This is a genomic window from Pseudomonas sp. TE3728, from assembly GCF_056279145.1.
This window is the reverse complement of sequence record NZ_JBWBQT010000001.1, coordinates 2,306,196-2,329,100: the sequence shown is the minus strand read 5'-3', so window position 1 is coordinate 2,329,100 and position 22,905 is coordinate 2,306,196. Positions and strand designations below refer to the sequence as shown.

The 22,905-nt window shown below is 59.5% G+C and carries 17 protein-coding genes; 12 read left to right on the top strand and 5 right to left on the bottom strand.

What is annotated here, in order from left to right; translation table 11 throughout:
- Window positions 1–7 precede the first annotated feature (7 nt).
- The 5 genes from trhO to ACZ89R_RS09805 all read left to right on the top strand — a co-directional run bounded on the left by trhO (window position 8) and on the right by ACZ89R_RS09805 (window position 6,896).
- A complete protein-coding gene (trhO, locus tag ACZ89R_RS09825) occupies window positions 8–949 on the top strand; it encodes an oxygen-dependent tRNA uridine(34) hydroxylase TrhO (RefSeq protein ID WP_095634957.1) in 942 nt (313 codons plus the stop codon).
- 39 nt (window positions 950–988) lie between these two features.
- A complete protein-coding gene (locus tag ACZ89R_RS09820; protein ID WP_429547870.1) occupies window positions 989–1,591 on the top strand; it encodes a DsbA family protein in 603 nt (200 codons plus the stop codon).
- Window positions 1,584–3,401: an ABC transporter ATP-binding protein gene (locus ACZ89R_RS09815; RefSeq protein ID WP_429545914.1), complete on the top strand. Its 1,818-nt coding sequence runs from the start codon at window positions 1,584–1,586 to the stop codon at window positions 3,399–3,401. The genes ACZ89R_RS09820 and ACZ89R_RS09815 overlap by 8 nt, the downstream gene beginning before the upstream one ends.
- 196 nt (window positions 3,402–3,597) lie before the next feature.
- Complete coding sequence (locus ACZ89R_RS09810) at window positions 3,598–6,057, top strand: EAL domain-containing protein (protein ID WP_429545915.1); 2,460 nt, start codon at window positions 3,598–3,600, stop codon at window positions 6,055–6,057.
- Between the two features lie 77 nt (window positions 6,058–6,134).
- Window positions 6,135–6,896, top strand: a complete 762-nt coding sequence (locus tag ACZ89R_RS09805; protein ID WP_429428837.1) for a TenA family transcriptional regulator — start codon at window positions 6,135–6,137, stop codon at window positions 6,894–6,896.
- 110 nt (window positions 6,897–7,006) lie between these two features.
- Here the strand turns inward: ACZ89R_RS09805 and ACZ89R_RS09800 are convergent, their stop codons facing one another.
- From ACZ89R_RS09800 to ACZ89R_RS09780, 5 genes are all read right to left on the bottom strand, one after another.
- Complete coding sequence (locus ACZ89R_RS09800) at window positions 7,007–7,933, bottom strand: GGDEF domain-containing protein (protein ID WP_192344035.1); 927 nt, start codon at window positions 7,931–7,933, stop codon at window positions 7,007–7,009.
- 375 nt (window positions 7,934–8,308) lie between these two features.
- Window positions 8,309–9,049: a YciK family oxidoreductase gene (locus tag ACZ89R_RS09795; protein ID WP_063341138.1), complete on the bottom strand. Its 741-nt coding sequence runs from the start codon at window positions 9,047–9,049 to the stop codon at window positions 8,309–8,311.
- 116 nt (window positions 9,050–9,165) lie between these two features.
- Complete coding sequence (mupP, locus tag ACZ89R_RS09790; protein ID WP_123494528.1) at window positions 9,166–9,837, bottom strand: N-acetylmuramic acid 6-phosphate phosphatase MupP; 672 nt, start codon at window positions 9,835–9,837, stop codon at window positions 9,166–9,168.
- Between the two features lie 4 nt (window positions 9,838–9,841).
- Complete coding sequence (gene ubiG / locus ACZ89R_RS09785) at window positions 9,842–10,540, bottom strand: bifunctional 2-polyprenyl-6-hydroxyphenol methylase/3-demethylubiquinol 3-O-methyltransferase UbiG (protein WP_305425799.1); 699 nt, start codon at window positions 10,538–10,540, stop codon at window positions 9,842–9,844.
- Between the two features lie 57 nt (window positions 10,541–10,597).
- Window positions 10,598–11,932: a TRZ/ATZ family hydrolase gene (locus ACZ89R_RS09780; RefSeq protein WP_429545916.1), complete on the bottom strand. Its 1,335-nt coding sequence runs from the start codon at window positions 11,930–11,932 to the stop codon at window positions 10,598–10,600.
- 109 nt (window positions 11,933–12,041) lie between these two features.
- Here ACZ89R_RS09780 and mtnA point away from each other — a divergent pair, with 109 nt between their 5' ends.
- The 7 genes from mtnA (at window position 12,042) to cmk (ending at window position 22,808) form a co-directional block, all read left to right on the top strand.
- Complete coding sequence (gene mtnA, locus ACZ89R_RS09775; RefSeq protein ID WP_429545917.1) at window positions 12,042–13,118, top strand: S-methyl-5-thioribose-1-phosphate isomerase; 1,077 nt, start codon at window positions 12,042–12,044, stop codon at window positions 13,116–13,118.
- Window positions 13,119–13,653: 535 nt separating this feature from the next.
- Complete coding sequence (gene gyrA, locus ACZ89R_RS09770) at window positions 13,654–16,308, top strand: DNA gyrase subunit A (protein WP_429545918.1); 2,655 nt, start codon at window positions 13,654–13,656, stop codon at window positions 16,306–16,308.
- Window positions 16,309–16,581: 273 nt separating this feature from the next.
- Window positions 16,582–17,667 (top strand): 3-phosphoserine/phosphohydroxythreonine transaminase, encoded by a 1,086-nt coding sequence (serC, locus tag ACZ89R_RS09765; protein ID WP_123494523.1) that lies wholly within the window; start codon window positions 16,582–16,584, stop codon window positions 17,665–17,667.
- On the top strand, window positions 17,667–18,761 hold the full coding sequence (gene pheA, locus ACZ89R_RS09760) for a prephenate dehydratase (protein ID WP_007899727.1): 1,095 nt from the start codon (window positions 17,667–17,669) through the stop codon (window positions 18,759–18,761). The genes serC and pheA overlap by 1 nt, the downstream gene beginning before the upstream one ends.
- A 12-nt stretch (window positions 18,762–18,773) precedes the next feature.
- Window positions 18,774–19,886, top strand: a complete 1,113-nt coding sequence (gene hisC / locus ACZ89R_RS09755; protein WP_429545919.1) for a histidinol-phosphate transaminase — start codon at window positions 18,774–18,776, stop codon at window positions 19,884–19,886.
- 28 nt (window positions 19,887–19,914) lie between these two features.
- On the top strand, window positions 19,915–22,122 hold the full coding sequence (locus ACZ89R_RS09750; protein WP_259698659.1) for a bifunctional prephenate dehydrogenase/3-phosphoshikimate 1-carboxyvinyltransferase: 2,208 nt from the start codon (window positions 19,915–19,917) through the stop codon (window positions 22,120–22,122).
- Window positions 22,119–22,808: a (d)CMP kinase gene (gene cmk / locus ACZ89R_RS09745; RefSeq protein WP_123494519.1), complete on the top strand. Its 690-nt coding sequence runs from the start codon at window positions 22,119–22,121 to the stop codon at window positions 22,806–22,808. The genes ACZ89R_RS09750 and cmk overlap by 4 nt, the downstream gene beginning before the upstream one ends.
- Window positions 22,809–22,905 lie beyond the last annotated feature (97 nt).

Sequence of the window (22,905 nt, the reverse complement as noted above, 5' to 3'; positions counted from 1 at the left end):
ATTACCCATGACACAACAGATTGTCGTGGCGGCACTGTATAAGTTCGTCACCCTGGAAGATTACGTCGCCCTGCGCGAGCCGCTGCTGCAAGCGATGGTCGACAACGGCATCAAAGGCACGCTGCTGATCGCCGAAGAAGGCATCAACGGCACCGTGTCCGGCAGCCGCGAAGGCATTGACGGGCTGATGGCCTGGCTCAAGAACGACCCGCGCATGGACGACATCGACCACAAAGAGTCGTACTGCGACGAGCAGCCGTTCTACCGCACCAAAGTCAAACTCAAGAAAGAAATCGTCACCTTGGGCGTTGAAGGCGTGGACCCGAACAAAAAGGTCGGCACCTATGTGGATCCGCAGAACTGGAACGCGCTGATCAGCGATCCCGAAGTACTGCTGATCGACACCCGCAACGATTACGAAGTCTCGATTGGCACCTTCGAAGGCGCCATCGATCCGAAGACCACCAGTTTTCGCGAATTCCCCGACTACATCAAAGCCAATTTCGACCCGGCCGTGCACAAGAAAGTCGCGATGTTCTGCACCGGCGGCATTCGTTGCGAAAAGGCTTCGAGCTACATGCTCAGCCAGGGTTTCGACGAGGTCTATCACCTCAAGGGTGGCATCCTGAAGTACCTCGAAGAGGTGCCGCAGGAAGAAACCAAATGGCAGGGCGACTGCTTCGTGTTCGATAACCGCGTGACCGTGCGCCACGATCTCAGCGAAGGCGACTACGATCAATGTCATGCCTGTCGTACGCCTGTCAGCGTCGAAGACCGCGCGTCCGAGCACTATGTGGCCGGCATCAGTTGCCCGCATTGCTGGGATAAGCTGAGCGAGAAAACCCGTCGCAGTGCCATCGACCGGCAGAAGCAGATCGAACTGGCCAAGGCGCGCAACCTGCCGCACCCGATTGGTTACAACTACAAGCAAACTCCTTCCGAGGCTTGAACCATGTCTGCACGTCGCCTGCTCTATGTGATGGACCCGATGTGTTCCTGGTGCTGGGGCTTTGCGCCAGTGGCCAACGCGCTGGTCGAGCAGGCGCAGGCGGCGGGGGTGGACGTGCATCTGATCGTCGGCGGTTTGCGCACCGGCAGCGGCTCAGCGCTGGAGCCGACCACCCGGCGCTACATCCTTGAACACTGGCAGGCGGTCCACGAGGCCACTGGCCAACCGTTCAAGTTTGAAGGCGCGCTGCCTGACGGGTTCGTCTACGACACCGAGCCTGCCTGTCGGGCGCTGGTGACGGCGCGCAGCCTGGCACCGGATTGCGCGTGGAAACTGCTCGGGTTGATCCAGCAGGCCTTCTACGCCGAAGGTCGCGACGTCACTCACGCCAGTGTGTTGGTGGAGCTGGCGGAGCAGGCCGGTTTGCCTCGCATCGAATTCGCCGCCGCCTTTGACCGTGCCGATCAGCACGCCGCCACCGCTGCCGATTTCACCTGGGTCCAGGACCTGGGCATTGCCGGTTTCCCGACCTTGCTGGCAGAGCGTGATGGTCAATTGGCGTTGCTGACAAATGGGTATCAACCGTTGAATGTGTTGTCACCGTTGCTCGGCCGCTGGCTGGAGCGCGCTGCCTGTGCATGACCTGCCCGACGACGTTCCAGCCCCTGCACGTGTCGACCGTCTGAGCTGGGCAGAAATCCGTCGCCTGGCCCTTCACCATAAAAAATCCCTGTGGATCGCCAACGGCGTCGCGGTATTGGCAACGCTGTGCAGCGTGCCGATCCCCTTGCTGTTGCCGTTGCTGGTGGACGAAGTGCTGCTGGGCCACGGCGACGCCGCGCTGCAAATCATGAACCACGCGCTTCCCGACGTCTGGCAGAAAGCCGCGGGTTACATTGGCCTGATGCTGCTGGTGACTCTGGCACTACGCTGTGCGGCGTTGTTGTTCAACGTGGTGCAGGCGAAGTTGTTTGCGGCGCTGGCCAAGGACATCGTGTATCGGATCCGGGTGCGGTTGATCGAACGGCTCAAATGCATTTCGCTGGGCGAATACGAAAGCCTGGGCAGCGGCACGGTGACTACGCACCTGGTCACCGACCTGGACACCGTGGACAAATTCGTCGGCGAAACCCTCAGTCGTTTCCTCGTGGCGATGCTGACGCTGGTGGGCACCGCCTCGATCCTGATGTGGATGCACTGGAAACTCGCGCTGCTGATCCTGCTGTTCAACCCGCTGGTGATCTATGCCACGGTGCAGTTGGGCAAGCGGGTCAAACACCTGAAGAAACTCGAGAACGACAGCACCTCGCGCTTCACCCAGGCCTTGACCGAAACCCTGGATGCCATCCAGGAAGTGCGCGCCGGTAATCGTCAGGGTTTTTTCCTCGGACGGCTTGGCCAGCGAGCGCGTGAAGTGCGCGATTACGCGGTCAGCTCGCAGTGGAAAACCGATGCATCGAACCGTGCCAGCGGTTTGCTGTTCCAGTTCGGCATCGATATTTTTCGCGCCGCGGCCATGCTCACCGTGCTGTTTTCCGACCTGTCCATCGGCCAGATGCTGGCCGTGTTCAGCTACCTGTGGTTCATGATCGGTCCGGTGGAACAACTGCTCAACCTGCAATACGCCTTTTACGCCGCCGGCGGTGCGCTGTCGCGGATCAACGAGTTGCTGGCCCGCGCTGATGAGCCGCAATACAGCGGCAGTGTCGACCCGTTTCAGGGGCGCGACACGGTAGGCATCGAAGTTCAGGGATTGAGTTTCGGCTATGGCGACGAATTGGTGCTGAACCAAATGAACCTGTCGATTGCCCCCGGTGAAAAAGTCGCGATTGTCGGCGCCAGCGGGGGAGGCAAAAGCACCCTGGTGCAGTTGCTGCTTGGCTTGTATACGCCCTTGGCCGGCACCATCCGTTTCGGTGGTTCGACTCAGGAAGAGATCGGCCTGGAAACCGTGCGTGAAAATGTCGCCGTGGTCTTGCAGCACCCGGCACTGTTCAACGACACCGTGCGCGCCAACCTGACCATGGGCCGCGAACGCACCGATGAAGCCTGCTGGCAGGCATTGGAAATTGCTCAGCTGCACAACACTGTACGTGAACTGCCCAATGGTCTGGACAGTATTGTCGGGCGCTCCGGTGTGCGTTTATCCGGTGGGCAGCGTCAACGCCTGGCGATTGCGCGGATGGTGTTGGCCGAACCCAAGGTAGTCATCCTCGATGAGGCCACGTCCGCCCTGGACGCGGCCACCGAATACAACCTGCACCAGGCACTGGCGCGGTTCTTGAGCAACCGCACCACGCTGATCATTGCGCACCGGTTGTCGGCCGTGAAACAGGCCGACCGTGTTCTGGTGTTCGATGGTGGCCAGGTAGCCGAGGATGGCGACCATCAGCAGCTGATTGCCGATGGTGGTTTGTACGCCAAGCTTTATGGGCATTTACAGCAGCACTAGATTAATGCCACAAGACGTTCAGGGCATTTTCCCCGGCAAGGATTAGCACATGAAGACGAGCCAGCCCTGAATCGCCGGGACTGTGCTGCTGTTGAGCATGAGCTTCCCCGGCTTGCCTAGAGTGAGAACCCATCCTAGTCTAGCGGTAGCGTTTTCGTCCGGACGACGATCGAGCAGTGTTAAGACAAGGGACCTCATGAAGCCAAAAAGGACTCTCGCAACCCCTCGGTTGTTGGGCATCGTCTGGCCTTTTATCGCCGTCGTGTTATTTCAGGCATTGTTGGGAGGCGGCAGTCTTTACGTTCTTTCGGCGGTTCGCGGTTACGTCGGCGGGGAAAGCCTGTGGTCCAAGGGCCAGAAAGACGCCATCTATTACCTCAATCTCTACGCCGACAGTCGCGACGAAACGATTTTTCTCAAATACCAGAACGCGATTGCGGTGCCTCAGGGTGGCCATGAATTGCGTCTGGCGCTGGACCATCAGCCACCGAATATCGAGGCAGCGCGAATCGCGATCCTCAAGGGCGGCAACCACCCGGACGACGTCTCCAGTCTGATTTGGCTGTACCTCAATTTCCGGAATTTCAGTTACCTGGAAAAAGCCATCGAGCGGTGGACGGTCGGTGACGCGTACCTGGTGCGACTCAATGACGTCGCGCGGGAGATGCATCAGCGTATTGCCGATAGCCAAGCCACCGATGCCGACGTCAAACGCTGGAAAGAACAGATTCTTGCCATCAACGATGGCGTGACGCCTGCCGCCAAAGCGTTCAGCGATGCCTTGGGCGAAGGTTCGCGGGTGATTCTCCGGCTGCTGTTGGTGACGAACCTGGCCACTGCGTTGGGTTTGATTGTGTTGGCGCTGTTGCGTACGCATAAACTGCTCAAGCAGCGCCATGCCTTCGCCGATGCCTTGCAGTTGGAGAAAGACCGGGCGCAGATCACTCTGCAATCGATTGGCGACGGGGTGATCACCACGGACGTCGAGGGCGCGATTGTCTATATGAATCCGGCCGCCGAGGCCTTGACTCACTGGAAGGCCGAACAGGCGGCGGGGTTGCCATTGGCGGCGCTGTTCAATCTGCTGGACGAAAACGCTCAGGCCGACGGTTTTACCTTGATCGAGCACATTTTGAGCGGTCAGCTCAGCGGTGGCAGCGAGCATTCAAAACTGATCCAGCGTCTGGATGGCAGCACGGTTTCGGTCACTCTGGTCGGCGCGCCGATCCGCAATACGGGCAGGGTCAGTGGCACCGTGCTGGTGCTGCATGACATGACCCAGGAGCGGCAATACATCGCCAATCTGTCGTGGCAGGCGACTCATGATGCTCTGACCGGATTGGCCAACCGCCGCGAATTCGAATATCGGCTGGAGCAGGCCCTGCATAACCTGACGCGTCAGGCGGGGCGGCACGCCTTGATGTTTCTCGACCTGGATCAATTCAAACTGGTCAACGACACCTGCGGCCATGCGGCGGGCGACGAGTTGTTGCGGCATATCTGTGCGTTGTTGCAATCAGGTTTGCGCGAAGGCGACACCCTGGCCCGGCTAGGGGGTGACGAGTTTGGCGTTCTGTTGGAAAACTGCGCGCCGCAAGCAGCCGAGAAAATCGCCGAAGGCCTGCGCCAGACCGTGCAGAACCTGCATTTTGTCTGGAAAGGCCGGCCGTTCGTGACCACCGTGAGCATTGGCCTGGTGCATGTGGTCCAGAGTCCGGCCACCCTTGAAGCTTCATTGCGTGCCGCTGACATGGCCTGTTATATGGCCAAGGAAAAGGGCCGCAACCGGGTTCAGGTCTATCACGCCGACGACTCGGAGCTGTCCTTGCGGTTTGGCGAAATGGCCTGGGTGCAGCGCCTGCACGTGGCGCTGGAAGAAGACCGCTTCTGCCTGTACGCCCAGGAAATCGCGCCTCTTGGCCCAGGTGAGCATGGCGGCGGGCATATCGAAATACTGCTGCGCCTGCATGACGAAGCGGGACGCATGATTCTGCCGGACAGTTTCATTCCGGCCGCCGAGCGTTACGGTTTGATGACATCGATTGATCGTTGGGTGGTGGAGAACGTTTTCAAAGTCATTGCCCAGTGCGTTGCCCAAGAGCGCGAAGGGCCGTTGGCCATGTGTGCGATAAATCTGTCAGGAATTACTATCGGAGATGAGGCGTTTCTGGACTTCCTTCGTGAACAGTTTGTTGCATATTCAATTCCACCTGAAATGATTTGTTTTGAAATTACAGAAACCAGCGCGATTGCAAATCTGGCTAGCGCAACTAAATTTATCAATGAACTCAAAGGTTTAGGTTGTCATTTTTCGCTAGATGACTTTTGTGCCGGTATGTCCTCATTCGCTTACTTGAAACATTTACCTGTAGACTTCCTGAAGATCGACGGGAGTTTCGTAAAGGATATGCTGGACGACCCGATTAACCGCGCCATGGTCGAAGTGATCAATCACATCGGTCATGTCATGGGTAAGCGCACGATTGCAGAGTTCGTTGAAACACCTCAGATCGAGCAGGCATTGCTGGAGATCGGAGTGGATTACGCTCAAGGGTATGTGATTGAACGCCCGCATCTGTTTACCTGGGATAGTTTGCAAAGTCGTCCTGCCCGGCCCCGATCCTTGTTGTTCAAGGCGCCGGGCACGTTCCGTTGAAATCTCTTGTTGATCTTAAAATCACAATCAAAAGGAGCGCGACAGTGATCGATACATTCAACAGAACCGGACCACTCATGGAAGCTGCAAGTTACCCCGCCTGGGCTCAGCAACTGATCCAGGATTGCAGCGAGAGCAAACGCCGGGTTGTCGAACACGAACTGTATCAACGCATGCGAGATAACAGACTCAGTGCAAAAACCATGCGTCAGTACCTTATTGGTGGCTGGCCGGTGGTCGAACAGTTCGCTTTATACATGGCACAGAACCTGACCAAGACCCGGTTTGCGCGCCACCCTGGCGAAGACATGGCGCGTCGCTGGCTGATGCGCAACATTCGCGTCGAATTGAACCATGCCGACTACTGGGTGCACTGGAGCCGTGCCCACGGTATCAGCCTGGAAGATCTGCAAGCGCAACACGTGGCACCAGAGCTTCACGCCTTGAGCCATTGGTGCTGGCACACCAGTTCGTCGGACTCGCTGATCGTGGCCATCGCCGCCACCAATTACGCCATCGAAGGGGCGACGGGGGAGTGGTCGGCCCTGGTTTGCTCCAATGGCGTCTATGCGGCCTCGTTCCCCGAGGAAGATCGCAAGCGGGCCATGAAGTGGTTGAAGATGCATGCCCAGTACGACGATGCCCATCCATGGGAAGCGTTGGAAATCATCTGCACCTTGGCGGGCATGAACCCGAGCAAAGCGCTGCAAGTGGAATTGCGCCAGGCGGTCTGCAAAAGTTACGACTACATGTATCTGTTCCTGGAGCGTTGCATGCAGTTGGAATTGGCAGTGAAAACCCCGGTAGCCCGTGAGCGGATGGAGTTGGCCGAAAGCTAAAAAAATCGCAGCCTACGGCAGCTCCTACAGTCGGCGGGGTGTCATGACAGGCCGCTGTCCGTAGGAGCTGCCGAAGGCTGCGATCTCTTCAAGAACACTTGAGTTTTACATTACCCCGCCATCGCAAGGCGATTACGCCCCTCACGCTTGGCCACATACAGCGCACTGTCGGCCCGTCGCAACAAACTCTCGGCAGACTCGCCGGGAAGCAGCGTCGAGCAACCGATGCTGACCGTCAGTTCGATCATCTTGCCCTCGGCTACATAGTCCTGAGCCTGCGCCGCAAACCGCAGTCGTTCACCGACCATGGCTGCTGCTTCCCGACTGGTGTTGGAAAGCAGAATCAGGAATTCTTCGCCACCAAAGCGGAACACCATGTCGACGTTGCGCAACTGGTTTTTGATCGAGGCGGCGACGGCCTTTAGCACTTCATCGCCGGCGCTGTGCCCGTAGGTGTCGTTGATCTGTTTGAAGTGATCGATGTCCAGCATCAGCAGCGACAGGGGCTGCGAGTGTCGCCGCGACATCTCGATTTCCCGTTCCAGCGTCTGATCCATGGCGATGCGGTTGCCGGTATCGGTCAGCGGATCACGCAATGCACTTTGGGTCGCCGCTCGGTAAAGCAGGGCATTTCGCATGGGGAAGAGCAGGGTCGACAACAGTGACTCCAGGTTGCCCTGTTCCTGTTCGCTGAAACGTTGATTGCGACGGAACACCAGCTCACCCAATTGCTCGCCTTCATGGCTGAGGCTGTAGCTGATTGAATGATGACCCCGTGCACCGAATTGCAGGCGCAAGTCGCTGGGCTGATGTTCGTAACTCAAGGCATCCAGCGGCACCAGGCGCTGAATTTCACGGAAGAAAAGTCCGAGAATGCGTTGCGGCTCAAGACTGGTTTGCAGTTGCAGGCCCAGCGTTTGGCGCAACTGCGCAAGACTGTCGGGCCGCTCCAGGAGGGGAGGCTGCTGACCAAAGCCCAGGCGTTGCAATTTGGCACTGTCGAAGTCAATTGCGTTGGTCTGGGAAGGTGATTTCATATGGCGTGAGCCCCTAAGCAGTAAGGCTGTCTTACAGGCTGGGTGAGAGCGGCTTTGGGCTGCGCGTCATACTGGTCCATCAGTCCCGTAGGACATTTGGCACGAGTTTAGTCCGCTTTGCCGAAGATTAGGTAACCTCTCGGCTGAAGCTCCGCCTCGTCTGCTTTCACACGGCGTGTCTGAACAAAATTAGAGCGAAAGTCGTGCCATTCGGTTCAGTCGAATAAAAAGCTTTAAAAATCAAAATGCTGGAAGGTCATGCGAGGGGAGTTGCGCAGCATGATGACATTTATTTGACTTGAAGCAGGGGTAGTTACCACCGGGTTTGAGTGCCGCGGCGGGAAGCCGTCGCGGCAGAAAAGCGACGCACGGGCACTACTGAGCGTTGAATGCCTGGCCATTGATGCCGGTGCTGTCCGGACCCATGAGGTAAAGGTAGACCGGCATGATCTCCTCGGGGGTTGGATTATTCAGCGGGTTTTCACCGGGGTAGGCCTGAGCGCGCATGCTGGTGCGGGTGGCGCCGGGGTTGATGCTGTTGGAGCGCACCGGTGCCACGGTGTCTACTTCGTCGGCCAGGGTTTGCATCAGGCCTTCGGTGGCGAACTTGGAAACGCCGTAAGCGCCCCAGTACGCACGGCCCTTGCGACCGACGCTGCTGGAGGTGAACACCACCGAGGCGTCCTGAGACAGCTTGAGCAGTGGCAGCAGGGTGCTGGTGAGCATGAACATGGCGTTGACGTTGACGTGCATGACGCGCATGAAATTCTCGCCGGACAACTGCTCGATCGGTGTGCGCGGCCCGATGATGGATGCGTTGTGCAGCAAGCCGTCGAGGTGGCCGAACTCGGTCTCGATCATGGCTGCCAGTTCATCGTATTGATGAGGCAGTGCGGTTTCCAGATTGAATGGAATCACGGCCGGTTGTGGATGCCCTGCCGCTTCGATTTCGTCATAGACCTGAGTCAGGTTGGCCTCGGTCTTGCCCAGCAGCAGCACGGTGGCGCCGTGGGCGGCGTAGGTTTTTGCAGCGGCAGCACCAATGCCACGGCCAGCGCCGGTGACCAGGATGACCCGGTCCTTGAGCAAGTCAGGGCGGGCGGAGTAATCAAACATAAAAACCTCAACATAATCCGTTAACAGGGCCGAAAAGATCGCAGCCTTCGGCAGCTCCTACGCCGATCGCGGTTCTCCTGTAGGAGCTGCCGCAGGCTGCGATCTTTTGATTTGAATCAGCAACTGCACAAAGCGTTATCCAACACCTCGAGCAACGCCAGCGGATGATCGATCACTACGTCCGCGCCCCAGTGCTTGGGGTTATCGTCCGGGTGAATATAGCCGTAGGTCACCGCGCAGGTTTTGGTGCCGGCATCGCGACCGGACTCGATGTCCCGCAGGTCATCGCCGACAAACAGCACGCTGGCCGGGTCCAGGTCGAGCATCTTGCACGCCAGGATCAAAGGTTCCGGGTCCGGTTTGCTGTTCTTCACATGGTCGGGGCAAATCAGCACTTTCGAACGGTCGGCCAGGCCCAGCTGCTGCATGATCGGCTCGGCGAAACGTACCGGCTTATTGGTGACTACGCCCCAGATCAGGTTGGCCTTCTCGATTTTTTCCAGCACCTGGGCCATGCCGTCGAACAGATGGCTGTGGACCGCGCAACCCTCGAGGTAGCGGTCGAGGAATTCCTGACGCAGTTCCTCGAACCCCGGCGATTCCGGGTCCATGGAAAAGTTTGCGGCGACCATCGCCTTGGCGCCACCGGAAATTTCATCACGGATGTGTTGAGTGTTGATTGGCGGCAAACCACGATCAGCGCGCATCGCCTGGCAGATGGCGATGAAATCCGGCGCGGTGTCGAGCAGGGTGCCGTCCATGTCGAAAAGAACTGCTCTGATACGCATCGGCTTACTCCTCGCGCAGGGTCTGGATCATGTAATTGACGTCCACATCGGCCGCCAGTTTGTAATGCTTGGTCAGTGGATTGTAGGTCAGGCCGATGATGTCCTTGACGGTCAGGCCGGCCATGCGGCTCCAGGCGCCAAGCTCGGAGGGGCGGATGAATTTCTTGAAGTCGTGGGTGCCGCGCGGCAGCAACTTCATGATGTATTCGGCGCCGACGATGGCGAACAGATAGGCCTTCGGGTTGCGGTTGATGGTGGAGAAGAACACCTGGCCGCCCGGTTTGACCATCTTGAAGCAGGCGCGAATCACCGACGACGGATCTGGCACGTGTTCGAGCATTTCCAGGCAGGTGACCACGTCGAATTGCTCAGGCATTTCTTCAGCCAGGGCTTCGGCGGTGATCTGCCGGTACTCGACGCTCACGCCGGACTCCAGCTGATGCAGTTGAGCGACGGCCAGCGGCGCTTCGCCCATGTCGATGCCCGTCACGGTCGCACCGCGCTGGGCCATGGCTTCGCTGAGGATGCCGCCGCCGCAACCGACGTCGAGGACTTTCTTGCCGGCCAGATGGACCCGCTCGTCGATCCAGTTGACCCGTAGCGGGTTGATGTCGTGCAGCGGTTTGAACTCGCTTTCGCGGTCCCACCAGCGATGGGCCAGGGCTTCGAATTTGGCGATTTCGGCGTAGTCGACGTTGCTCATGGTGTCAGTCCTCTAAAACTTGAAAAATCCTGTTGCCCCGGTTTTGGTCCAGGGTGCTTACGATTCGGTATGGCCGCTGATGCGCTGGCCCCAGGCCTTGGCGGTGGCGCACAGCTGTGCTTCATCCAGGCGGGTCAGGCGGCGGTCGTCGAGCAGTTGCTTGCCGGCGACCCAAAGGTGTTTCACGCAGTCGCGGCCAGTGGCATAGATCAGTTGCGAAACCGGATCGTAGACCGGTTGCTGCGCCAGGCCCGACAGGTCGAACGCGACGATGTCCGCCGCTTTACCGACTTCCAGCGAACCCGTTTCAGCTTCGATGCCCAGCGCACGGGCGCCATTGAGCGTGGCCATGCGCAGGGCGCGATGGGCGTCCAGCGCCGTGGCCGAGCCGGCGACGGCCTTGGCCAGCAACGCAGCGGTGCGGGTTTCGCCGAGCAGGTCGAGGTCATTATTGCTGGCCGAGCCATCGGTGCCGACCGCCACATTGACCCCGGCCCGCCACAAACGCTCGACCGGGCAGAAACCGCTGGCCAGTTTCAGGTTCGACTCCGGGCAATGAATCACATGGGTGTTACTTTCTACCAGCAGCATCAGGTCTTCATCGCTGATCTGGGTCATGTGAACGGCCTGCAGGCGCGGCCCGAGCAGGCCCAGGCGACCGAGGCGGGCCAACGGGCGTTCGCCGCACTGCTCGACCGACTGCTGCACTTCGAAAGCGGTTTCATGGACGTGCATGTGAATCGAGGCGTCCAGTTCTTCGGCGATTACCCGGATTTTTTCCAGGGTTTCGTCGCCCACGGTGTAGGGTGCATGGGGCCCAAAGGTGACTTTGATCCGCTCGTGATGCTTGAGATCACCGAATAATTCAACGCCCTGACGAATGGCTTCATCCGCCGTGGCGGCGCCTGGAATCGGGAAATCGAGGATCGGAATGGCGATCTGGGCGCGAATGCCGCTGTTATGTACGCGTTCGCTGGCGACCTTCGGGAAGAAATACATGTCGGAGAAACAGGTGATGCCGCCTTTGAGCTGCTCGGCGATGGCCAAGTCAGTGCCATCGCGTACAAAAGCCTCGTCGACCCACTTGGCTTCGGCCGGCCAGATGTGGTTTTCCAGCCAGGTCATCAAGGGCAGATCGTCGGCCAGGCCGCGGAACAGCGTCATTGCCGCATGCCCGTGAGCATTGATCAGGCCCGGGCTGAGCAACATGTCCGGCAATTCGCGGACTTCGGTTGCGTTAAACTTCAAGGCTGCTGCGCGCGGGCCGATAAATACGATACGACCGTCGCGGATGCCCAGGGCGTGCTCTTTAAGGACCACGCCAGCCGGTTCGACAGGTACCAGCCAGGTCGGCAGCAATAACAGGTCGAGCGCAGCGGTGGGGGTCGGCATCGAAAGTCGGTTCCAGTGCTTTTGTAAAGGATGGCGAAGTATACCCGAGCGTCTTCACGGGGGGATCGCTATAATCGACGGCTTTTGTTCATGAGTGCGGGGTAAGTGGATGCGCGATCGACTGTTGGCTGCGGAGAAGGTGAAAGCCATCGATTGGCGTGATGGCGCCCTGTATCTGCTGGATCAGCGTATTTTGCCATTCGAGCAAACCTGGATCGCCTACACCAGCGCCGCGGACGTGGCTGAGGCCATTCGCTCAATGGTGGTGCGCGGCGCGCCGGCCATTGGCATCAGTGCGGCGTATGCCATGGTGCTGTCAGCCCGCGCCCGAATTGCCGAGGGCGGTGACTGGCAGGCCGCGTGGGAAGAGGATTACGCGTTACTGGCCGATTCCCGTCCAACAGCGGTTAATCTGTTCTGGGCCTTGAGTCGCATGCGCGACCGCCTGGACCGCCTCAAGGACGACGCAGACCCTCTGGCGGCGCTGGAGGCCGAAGCCATCGCCATCCATGAAAGTGATCGCGAAGCCAACCTGACCATGGCTCAGTTGGGCGTGGACTTGATCCGCAAGCATCAGGGCAACGCCCAGGCGATCCTCACGCACTGCAACACCGGCGCACTGGCCACCGGCGGCTTCGGCACGGCTCTGGGGGTGATTCGCGGGGCGTTCATCGAAGGCATGGTCGAGCGCGTCTACGCCGACGAAACCCGCCCATGGCTGCAGGGTTCGCGATTGACCGCATGGGAATTGGCCAATGAAGGCATTCCAGTGACCCTCAATGTCGATTCCGCCGCCGCGCACATCATGAAAACCAAGGGTGTGACCTGGGTGATCGTCGGTGCCGACCGCATCACCGCCAATGGTGATGTGGCGAACAAGATCGGCACCTACCAACTGGCGGTCAACGCCATGCACCACGGCGTGCGCTTCATGGTGGTGGCGCCGAGTTCGACCATCGACATGAACCTGGCTAGTGGCGACGAGATTCCCATCGAAGAGCGCGATGGTCGCGAGTTGCTGGAAGTCGGTGGCAAGCGGCTCGGGGCGGATGTCGATGCGTTCAACCCGGTGTTCGATGTGACCCCGGCTGACCTGATCGATGTGATCGTCACCGAAAAAGGCATCGTCGAACGGCCGGATACCGCGAAAATGGCGCAGTTGATGTGCCGTAAGCGTCTGCATTGATGATCGCTGGTGCCTGAAAGATTGCCATCGCGAGCAGGCTCGCTCCCACAGGGGATTTGTGAACGATACAGATCCAGTTATCTGCCCCCAAAAAATTAGGATTGGTGTTCATTTTTGGGTGCAGATCACAATGTGGGAAGATTGCCATCGCGAGCAGGGGATTTGTGGGCGATACAGATTCAATGTGGGAGCGAGCCTGCTCGCGAAGAGGCCCTGACAGTCAACAAATATCGCTGATCAGGCCGCTGATTCTCCATTCAACACGGCTCTAAGCCCCTCTCGTCCCTTTCAAGCCTGTCACCGGTCAACTAACTATGCTCCATGCGCATCTGGGGGATAGGTGCGTGGCGGCTCTTGTGATAACATCCGGCGGTTTCCAGGGTAGCCTGATGTGGCTGCCTTTACTGCGCAGATCCATGGCATAACTCGTTGATTTGTCGTAAGTCGGTGCACGGCACTCAGTCTGCATCGGCGAGCTTCGTTCGTCCCATATGGATGTGACGAAGTTTCACCAGAAAAAGGAATCAGGCTTCTCATGGGCGAACTGGCCAAAGAAATCCTCCCGGTCAATATCGAAGACGAGCTGAAGCAGTCCTACCTCGACTACGCGATGAGCGTGATTGTCGGGCGGGCACTGCCGGATGCGCGCGATGGCTTGAAGCCCGTGCACCGGCGTGTGCTGTTCGCGATGAGCGAGCTGGGCAACGACTTCAACAAGCCGTACAAGAAATCTGCCCGTGTTGTCGGTGACGTGATCGGTAAGTATCACCCTCACGGTGATACCGCGGTGTACGACACCATCGTTCGGATGGCGCAGCCATTCTCGCTGCGTTACCTGCTGGTAGACGGTCAGGGCAACTTCGGCTCGGTGGACGGCGACAATGCCGCGGCCATGCGATACACCGAAGTGCGCATGACCAAGCTGGCGCACGAGCTGCTCGCTGACCTGCACAAAGAAACCGTGGACTGGGTGCCGAACTACGACGGCACCGAAATGATCCCGGCGGTCATGCCGACCCGTATTCCCAACCTGCTGGTCAACGGCTCCAGCGGTATCGCCGTGGGCATGGCGACCAACATCCCGCCGCACAACCTCGGTGAAGTCATCGACGGTTGCCTGGCACTCATCGACAATCCGGAACTGACCGTCGATGAGCTGATGCAATATATCCCCGGTCCGGACTTCCCGACCGCCGCGATCATCAACGGTCGCGCCGGCATCATCGAAGCCTACCGCACCGGTCGCGGGCGCATTTACATGCGTGCCCGCTCGATGATCGAAGACATCGACAAGGTCGGTGGTCGTCAGCAGATCGTCATCACCGAACTCCCTTACCAGCTGAACAAGGCGCGTCTGATCGAGAAGATCGCCGAGTTGGTCAAAGAGAAGAAGCTCGAAGGCATCACCGAGCTGCGCGACGAGTCCGACAAGGACGGTATGCGCGTCGTGATCGAACTGCGTCGCGGTGAAGTGCCTGAGGTGATCCTCAACAACCTCTACGCCCAGACCCAGCTGCAAGCGGTGTTCGGTATCAACATTGTTGCGCTGATCGACGGCCGTCCACGGATCCTGAACCTCAAGGACCTGCTGGAAGCGTTCGTTCGTCACCGCCGCGAAGTGGTGACCCGTCGTACCGTGTTCGAGCTGCGTAAAGCGCGCGAACGTGGCCACATTCTGGAAGGTCAAGCGGTTGCCCTGTCGAACATCGACCCAGTCATCGCCCTGATCAAGGCCTCGCCAACGCCGTCGGAAGCCAAGGAAGCGCTGATCAAGACTGCGTGGGAATCTTCCGCTGTAGTTGCGATGGTTGAGCGTGCCGGTGCTGATTCGTGCCGTCCAGAGACTCTGGACCCGCAATACGGTCTGCGCGACGGCAAGTACTTCCTGTCGCCAGAGCAGGCGCAAGCCATTCTGGAACTGCGTCTGCACCGTCTGACCGGTCTGGAGCACGAAAAGCTGCTGGCCGAGTATCAAGAGATCCTCAACCAGATCGGCGAGCTGATCCGTATCCTCAGCAGCGCCACGCGCCTGATGGAAGTGATCCGCGAAGAGCTGGAAGTGATCCGTGCCGAGTACGGCGATGTGCGTCGCACCGAGATTCTCGATGCCCGTCTCGACCTGACCCTGGGCGACATGATCCCGGAAGAAGAGCGCGTCGTAACCATCTCCCACGGTGGCTACGCCAAGACCCAGCCGTTGGCTGCGTACCAGGCTCAGCGTCGTGGCGGTAAAGGCAAGTCGGCCACCGGCGTCAAGGATGAGGACTACATCGCTCACCTGCTGGTCGCCAACAGCCACACCACGCTGCTGCTGTTCTCCAGCAAAGGCAAAGTGTACTGGCTGAAAACCTACGAAATCCCGGAAGCGTCCCGCGCTGCCCGTGGTCGTCCGCTGGTCAACCTGCTGCCACTGGACAGTGATGAATACATCACCACCATGCTGCCGGTCGAGGAATACACCGAAGGTCACTTCATCTTCATGGCCACTGCCAAAGGCACCGTGAAGAAGACCCCGCTGGAATCCTTCAGCCGTCAACGCAGCGTCGGCCTGATCGCGTTGGAGCTGGACGAAGGCGACGTACTGATCTCTGCCGCCATTACCGATGGCGAGCGTGAAGTCATGCTGTTCTCCGACGGCGGCAAGGTCACTCGCTTCAAGGAAACCGACGTTCGCGCCATGGGTCGTACCGCTCGCGGTGTCCGTGGTATGCGCCTGCCGGAAGGCCAGAAGCTGATTTCCATGCTGATCCCGGAAGAAGGCAGCCAGATCCTTACCGCTTCGGCGCGTGGTTTCGGCAAGCGCACCGCGATCACCGAGTTCCCAGAGTACAAGCGTGGCGGTCAGGGCGTTATCGCCATGGTCAGCAACGAGCGTAACGGCCGTCTGGTCGGCGCAGTCCAGGTGCTCGACGGCGAGGAAATCATGCTGATTTCCGACCAGGGTACGTTGGTTCGTACCCGTGTCGACGAAGTCTCCAGCCTGGGGCGTAACACCCAGGGCGTGACGCTGATCAAGCTGGCCAGCGATGAAACGCTGGTGGGCCTGGAGCGGGTTCAAGAGCCGTCGGAAGTCGAAGGCGAAGAGCTGGAAGGCGAAGAGGGTGCAGTGTTCGACAGTGAAGTCGTGATCGACGACGTTGCCGAAGACCAGCAACTCGACGCCGCCGCTGACGAAGAGCCGCAAGAGTAAGCGGGCAAGCAGGGGGCGGATGAAGATTCGCCCCCTTGTTGTTTGTCCCTCAGGAACTATGGAATTTGTTTTAAATGTAGGACTGTAAAACCTGTAGGAGCTGTCGAGCGGAGCGAGGCTGCGATCTTTTGATCTGCCGTCGCTCTTGCTTTGGCGGGTAGAGCGAAAAGATCGCAGCCTCGCTCCGCTCGACAGCTCCTACAGGGTTCATGGATCCACCCACAGATCCACAGATTTATTGCGTGATACCACCAAATCAGAGCGAGATTGGATGTGAGCAAGAGAGCCTATAACTTCTGTGCCGGTCCTGCGGCGCTTCCCGAAGCTGTCCTGAAACGCGCCCAGGGTGAACTCCTTGATTGGCACGGCAAGGGCTTGTCGGTCATGGAAATGAGCCATCGCAGCGATGAGTTCGTGTCCATTGCCACCAAGGCCGAGCAGGATCTGCGTGATCTGCTGAATATCCCCTCGAACTATAAAGTGCTGTTTCTGCAAGGTGGCGCGAGCCAGCAATTTGCTCAGATTCCTCTGAACCTGTTGCCGGAAAGCGGCACCGCCGACTATATCGACACCGGTATCTGGTCGCAGAAAGCTATCGAAGAAGCCTCGCGCTACGGCCACGTCAACGTTGCCGCCACCGCCAAGCCTTACGACTATTTCGCCATTCCCGGCCAGAACGAATGGAAGCTGTCGAAAGACGCGGCCTACGTTCACTACGCACCGAACGAAACCATTGGCGGCCTGGAATTCCAATGGATTCCGGAAACCGGTGATGTGCCGCTGGTCGCCGACATGTCCTCGGACATTCTTTCGCGTCCGGTGGATGTTTCGCGCTTCGGCATGATCTACGCCGGCGCCCAGAAAAACATCGGCCCGAGCGGCGTTGTCGTGAACATCGTTCGCGAAGACCTGCTGGGTCACGCCCGTTCCATTTGCCCGACCATGCTCAACTACAAGGTCGCGGCCGATAACGGCTCGATGTACAACACCCCGCCAACCCTGGCCTGGTACTTGTCCGGTCTGGTGTTCGAGTGGCTGAAAGAGCAGGGTGGTGTCGAAGCCATCGGCAAGCTCAATGAAGTCAAGCAGCGCACGCTGTATGACTTCATCGACGCCAGCGGCTTGTACAGCAACCCGATCAACAAGTCGGACCGCTCGTGGATGAACGTGCCGTTCCGTCTGGCCGATGATCGTCTCGACAAGCCATTCCTGGCCGGTGCCGACGAACGCGGCCTGCTGAACCTCAAGGGTCACCGTTCCGTGGGCGGCATGCGTGCCTCCATCTATAACGCCGTCGATATCGTTGCGGTCAACGCACTGGTTTCGTACATGGCAGAGTTCGAGAAGGAACACGGCTAATGTCTGAGCAAGAACTCAAGGCACTGCGCCTGCGCATTGATGCTCTGGACGAAAAAGTCCTGGAGCTGATCAGTGAGCGCGCACGTTGCGCCCAGGAAGTTGCGCGAGTAAAGATGGCCTCGCTGGCCGAAGGCGAAGTGCCGGTGTTCTATCGTCCTGAGCGTGAAGCCCAGGTGCTCAAGCGTGTGATGGAGCGTAACCAGGGGCCGCTGGGCAACGAAGAGATGGCGCGGCTGTTCCGCGAAATCATGTCCTCGTGCCTGGCCCTCGAACAGCCGCTGAAAGTGGCTTACCTCGGCCCTGAAGGCACCTTCACCCAAGCGGCGGCCATGAAGCACTTCGGCCACGCAGTGATCAGCAAACCGATGGCGGCGATCGACGAAGTGTTCCGTGAAGTCGCGGCCGGTGCGGTGAACTTTGGCGTGGTCCCGGTGGAAAACTCCACCGAGGGCGCGGTCAACCACACCCTCGACAGCTTCCTCGAACACGACATGGTGATCTGCGGCGAAGTCGAACTGCGGATTCACCATCACCTGTTGGTGGGTGAAAACACCAAGACCGACAGCATCAGCCGCATCTATTCCCACGCCCAGTCCCTGGCCCAGTGCCGCAAGTGGCTGGACGCCCATTACCCGAATGTCGAGCGCGTGGCGGTTTCGAGCAACGCCGAAGCGGCCAAGCGGGTCAAGGGTGAGTGGAACTCGGCGGCAATTGCCGGCGACATGGCCGCCGGTCTGTACGGGTTGACTCGTCTGGCCGAAAAAATCGAGGATCGTCCGGACAACTCCACGCGATTCCTGATGATCGGCAGCCAGGAAGTACCGCCGACCGGCGACGACAAGACCTCGATCATCGTGTCCATGAGCAACAAACCCGGCGCGCTCCATGAGTTGCTGGTGCCGTTCCATGACAACGGCATCGACCTGACACGCATCGAGACCCGTCCGTCGCGCAGCGGTAAATGGACCTACGTGTTCTTCATCGACTTCGTCGGCCACCACCGCGACCCACTGGTCAAAGGTGTGCTGGAAAAGATCAGTCAGGAAGCAGTAGCACTCAAAGTGCTGGGTTCCTACCCGAAAGCAGTTCTCTAAGGGCGGTAGCAAATGAGTGGCAACTTCCTCGCTCTGGCACAGCCGGGCGTGCAACAACTTTCGCCTTACGTTCCGGGCAAGCCCGTGGACGAACTGGCCCGCGAGCTGAAGCTCGATCCGGCCAATATCGTCAAACTGGCGAGCAACGAAAACCCGTTGGGCGCCAGTCCCAAGGCATTGGCAGCGATTCGCGAAGCGCTGACCGAGCTGACCCGCTATCCGGACGGCAACGGTTTTGCGCTCAAGACCCTGCTGGCCGATCAGTGCCGCGTCGAGCTCAACCAGGTAACGCTGGGCAACGGCTCCAACGACATTCTGGAGCTGGTGGCGCGTGCCTATCTGGCGCCAGGCCTGAACGCAGTGTTCAGCGCCCATGCGTTTGCGGTCTATCCGATTGTCACTCAGGCCGTTGGTGCCCAGGCAAAAGTGATCCCGGCCAAAGATTGGGGTCATGATCTGTCGGCCATGCTCGCCGCGATCGATGCCGATACCCGTGTGGTGTTCATTGCTAACCCGAACAACCCGACCGGGACCTGGTTCGACGCCCAGGCGCTGGATGATTTCCTGCAGGACGTGCCGGCCCATGTGCTGGTGGTGCTGGACGAGGCCTACATCGAATACGCCGAAGGCAGCGACTTGCCGGATGGCCTGGATTATCTGGCGGCCTACCCGAACCTGCTGGTCTCGCGCACCTTCTCCAAGGCCTATGGCCTGGCGTCGCTGCGGGTCGGTTACGGCTTGTCCTCGGCCATCGTCGCCGATGTGCTGAACCGCGTGCGTCAGCCGTTCAACGTCAATAGTCTCGCACTGGCCGCCGCTTGTGCGGCTCTGCAAGATGTCGAGTACCTGGCCGAAAGCCGTCGCCTGAACGAATCCGGCATGCAGCAGTTGCAAGCGGGTTTCCGCGAGCTGGGGTTGAGCTGGATTCCATCCAAAGGCAACTTCATCTGTGTCGATCTGGGTCGCGTTGCGGCACCAGTGTTCGAGGGGTTGCTGCGTGAAGGTGTGATCGTGCGTCCGGTGGCCAACTACGGCATGCCGAACCACCTGCGTATCACCATCGGTTTGCCGGCGGAAAACAGCCGCTTCCTCGAAGCGCTGACCAAGGTTTTGGCCCGTGGTTGATGTCACTGCACTGCAATCTGCTCAACCTATGATCGGTCGCCTGGTGGTGGTCGGTCTGGGCTTGATCGGCGGTTCGTTTGCCAAAGGCCTGCGTGAAAGCGGTCTGTGTCGCGAAGTGGTCGGGGTCGATCTCGACCCGCAGTCGCGCAAGCTGGCGGTCGAGTTAGGCGTGGTGGATCGCTGCGAAGAAGACCTGGCGGCGGCTTGCCAGGGCGCTGATGTAATTCAGCTGGCGGTGCCGATCCTGGCCATGGAGAAACTGCTCGCGCTGTTGGCGGGCATGGACCTGGGGCAAGCGATTCTGACCGATGTCGGCAGTGCCAAGGGCAATGTGGTGCGCGCGGCGACCGAGGCGTTTGGCGGCATGCCGGCCCGCTTCGTGCCGGGGCATCCGATTGCCGGTTCCGAGCAGAGCGGGGTGGAAGCCTCCAATGCCGAACTGTTCCGTCGTCATAAAGTGATTCTGACGCCACTGGATCAGACCGATCCGGCCGCGCTGGCAGTGGTTGACCGGTTGTGGCGCGAATTGGGCGCCGACGTCGAGCACATGCAAGTCGAGCGTCATGACGAAGTGCTGGCGGCGACCAGCCATCTGCCGCACTTGCTGGCGTTCGGTTTGGTCGATTCGTTGGCCAAACGCAATGAAAATCTTGAGATCTTCCGTTACGCTGCGGGCGGTTTCCGCGATTTCACAAGAATCGCCGGTAGCGACCCGGTCATGTGGCACGACATCTTCCTCGCCAACCGCGAAGCTGTCCTGCGCACACTCGATACATTTCGCAGCGACCTCGACGCCTTGCGCGACGCGGTCGATGCAGGGGATGGGCACCAATTATTGGGCGTGTTCACGCGCGCCCGGGTTGCCCGCGAGCATTTCAGTAAAATCCTGGCCCGCCGGGCCTATGTGGACGCTATGAATTCCAACGATCTGATTTTCCTGGCACAACCTGGTGGCCGCCTGACTGGGCGGATTCGTGTACCGGGCGACAAATCGATTTCCCACCGCTCGATCATGCTCGGTTCCCTGGCCGAAGGCGTCACCGAAGTGGAAGGTTTCCTTGAGGGCGAAGACGCTCTGGCAACCTTGCAGGCTTTCCGCGACATGGGTGTCGTCATCGAAGGTCCACACCACGGTCGTGTGACCATCCACGGCGTCGGCCTGCATGGCCTGAAGCCTGCGCCGGGCCCGATCTATCTGGGTAACTCCGGTACTTCGATGCGTCTGCTGTCTGGCCTTTTGGCTGCGCAGAGCTTCGATAGCACGCTGACTGGCGATGCCTCGCTGTCCAAGCGTCCGATGAATCGCGTGGCCAATCCACTGCGCGAAATGGGCGCCGTGATCGAGACCGCTGCTGAAGGTCGTCCACCGATGACCATCCGTGGCGGCAACAAGCTTAAGGGTCTGACTTACACCATGCCAATGGCCAGCGCCCAGGTTAAGTCCTGCCTGTTGCTGGCGGGTCTGTATGCCGAAGGCAAGACCACCGTCACCGAGCCGGCGCCGACTCGCGACCACACCGAGCGCATGCTGCGCGGCTTCGGCTACCCGGTCACCGTCAATGGTGCGACCGCCTCGGTCGAGTCCGGCCACAAGCTGACCGCGACCCACATTGAAGTGCCGGGCGACATCTCGTCGTCGGCGTTCTTCCTTGTAGCCGCGTCGATTGCCGAAGGTTCGGAACTGGTGCTCGAGCACGTCGGCATCAACCCGACCCGTACCGGCGTGATCGACATCCTGCGCCTGATGGGTGCGGACATCACTCTGGAAAACCAGCGTGAAGTGGGCGGCGAGCCGGTAGCGGATCTGCGCGTACGGGCAGCTAAACTCAAAGGTATCGAGATCCCCGAGGCGCTGGTTCCACTGGCCATCGACGAGTTTCCGGTGCTGTTTGTGGCCGCTGCCTGTGCCGAAGGGCGCACAGTGCTGCGCGGCGCCGAAGAGCTGCGCGTGAAGGAGTCGGACCGGATCCAGGTCATGGCGGATGGTTTGCTGGCACTGGGTGTCAAATGCGAGCCGACCCCGGACGGCATCATCATCGACGGCGGTCAGATCGGCGGCGGCGAAGTGCATGGTCACGGCGATCACCGGATTGCCATGGCTTTCAGCGTGGCTTCGCTGCGTGCCACTGCACCGATCCGCATCCATGACTGCGCCAACGTCGCGACCTCGTTCCCGAACTTCCTCGCGCTGTGCGCGCAGGTCGGTATCCGTGTTGCACAAGAGGCTCAGTCGTGATCAGCATCGCACCGGTTATAACCATTGATGGGCCTAGCGGCTCTGGCAAGGGGACTGTTGCCGGGATGCTGGCCAAGCGCCTGGGCTGGAACCTGCTGGATTCCGGTGCACTTTATCGATTGCTGGCATTCGCGGCGCATAACCACGGCGTCGATCTGACGAACGAAGAATTGCTCAAAAAACTTGCCGCTCATCTGGATGTGCAATTCATCGCGGCGACCGACGGTCAGCTGCAGCGCATCATTCTGGAAGGCGACGAAGTCAGCGATGTCATCCGTACCGAAAGTATCGGCTCGGGTGCCTCGCAGGTCGCTGCGCTGCCCGCCGTTCGTGAAGCGCTGCTGCAGCGCCAGCGGGCCTTTCAGGAGCCGCCGGGTCTGGTGGCCGATGGTCGCGACATGGGTACGGTGGTTTTTCCGGATGCGCCGCTGAAGATATTCCTTACTGCCAGTGCCGAGGAGCGTGCGCGCCGTCGATACTTGCAGTTGAAGGGCAAAGTCGATGGTGTTAGTCTGTCGAGTCTGCTAGATGAGATACGTGCGCGCGATGAGCGTGACACCCAGCGCGCAGTAGCCCCGCTCAAACCGGCGGCCGACGCGATACAGCTGGACTCCACGGAGTTGTCCATCGATCAGGTGCTGGAACGCATCATGAGCGAGATCGCCATTCGCGATATCGCCGGGTGACCAAGAAAGCTGCAGGGGACCAGTCATAGTCCTGCGGTGTTTCTTTCATATGAAACTAACCCACACCGTCTGGGGTGTGGAGATGGGCGTATTCTTC

Coding starts and splice junctions, on each gene's coding strand:
- ubiG (WP_305425799.1), bottom strand. CDS start 10,540: ATGAGCAACGTCGACTACGCCGAAATCGCCAAATTCGAAGCCCTGGCC.
- hisC (WP_429545919.1), top strand. CDS start 18,774: ATGAGTGGCAACTTCCTCGCTCTGGCACAGCCGGGCGTGCAACAACTT.
- ACZ89R_RS09805 (WP_429428837.1), top strand. CDS start 6,135: ATGGAAGCTGCAAGTTACCCCGCCTGGGCTCAGCAACTGATCCAGGAT.
- ACZ89R_RS09810 (WP_429545915.1), top strand. CDS start 3,598: ATGAAGCCAAAAAGGACTCTCGCAACCCCTCGGTTGTTGGGCATCGTC.
- ACZ89R_RS09800 (WP_192344035.1), bottom strand. CDS start 7,933: ATGAAATCACCTTCCCAGACCAACGCAATTGACTTCGACAGTGCCAAA.
- mupP (WP_123494528.1), bottom strand. CDS start 9,837: ATGCGTATCAGAGCAGTTCTTTTCGACATGGACGGCACCCTGCTCGAC.
- ACZ89R_RS09750 (WP_259698659.1), top strand. CDS start 19,915: ATGATCGGTCGCCTGGTGGTGGTCGGTCTGGGCTTGATCGGCGGTTCG.
- mtnA (WP_429545917.1), top strand. CDS start 12,042: ATGCGCGATCGACTGTTGGCTGCGGAGAAGGTGAAAGCCATCGATTGG.
- ACZ89R_RS09795 (WP_063341138.1), bottom strand. CDS start 9,049: ATGTTTGATTACTCCGCCCGCCCTGACTTGCTCAAGGACCGGGTCATC.
- ACZ89R_RS09780 (WP_429545916.1), bottom strand. CDS start 11,932: ATGCCGACCCCCACCGCTGCGCTCGACCTGTTATTGCTGCCGACCTGG.
- gyrA (WP_429545918.1), top strand. CDS start 13,654: ATGGGCGAACTGGCCAAAGAAATCCTCCCGGTCAATATCGAAGACGAG.
- ACZ89R_RS09820 (WP_429547870.1), top strand. CDS start 989: ATGTGTTCCTGGTGCTGGGGCTTTGCGCCAGTGGCCAACGCGCTGGTC.
- pheA (WP_007899727.1), top strand. CDS start 17,667: ATGTCTGAGCAAGAACTCAAGGCACTGCGCCTGCGCATTGATGCTCTG.
- trhO (WP_095634957.1), top strand. CDS start 8: ATGACACAACAGATTGTCGTGGCGGCACTGTATAAGTTCGTCACCCTG.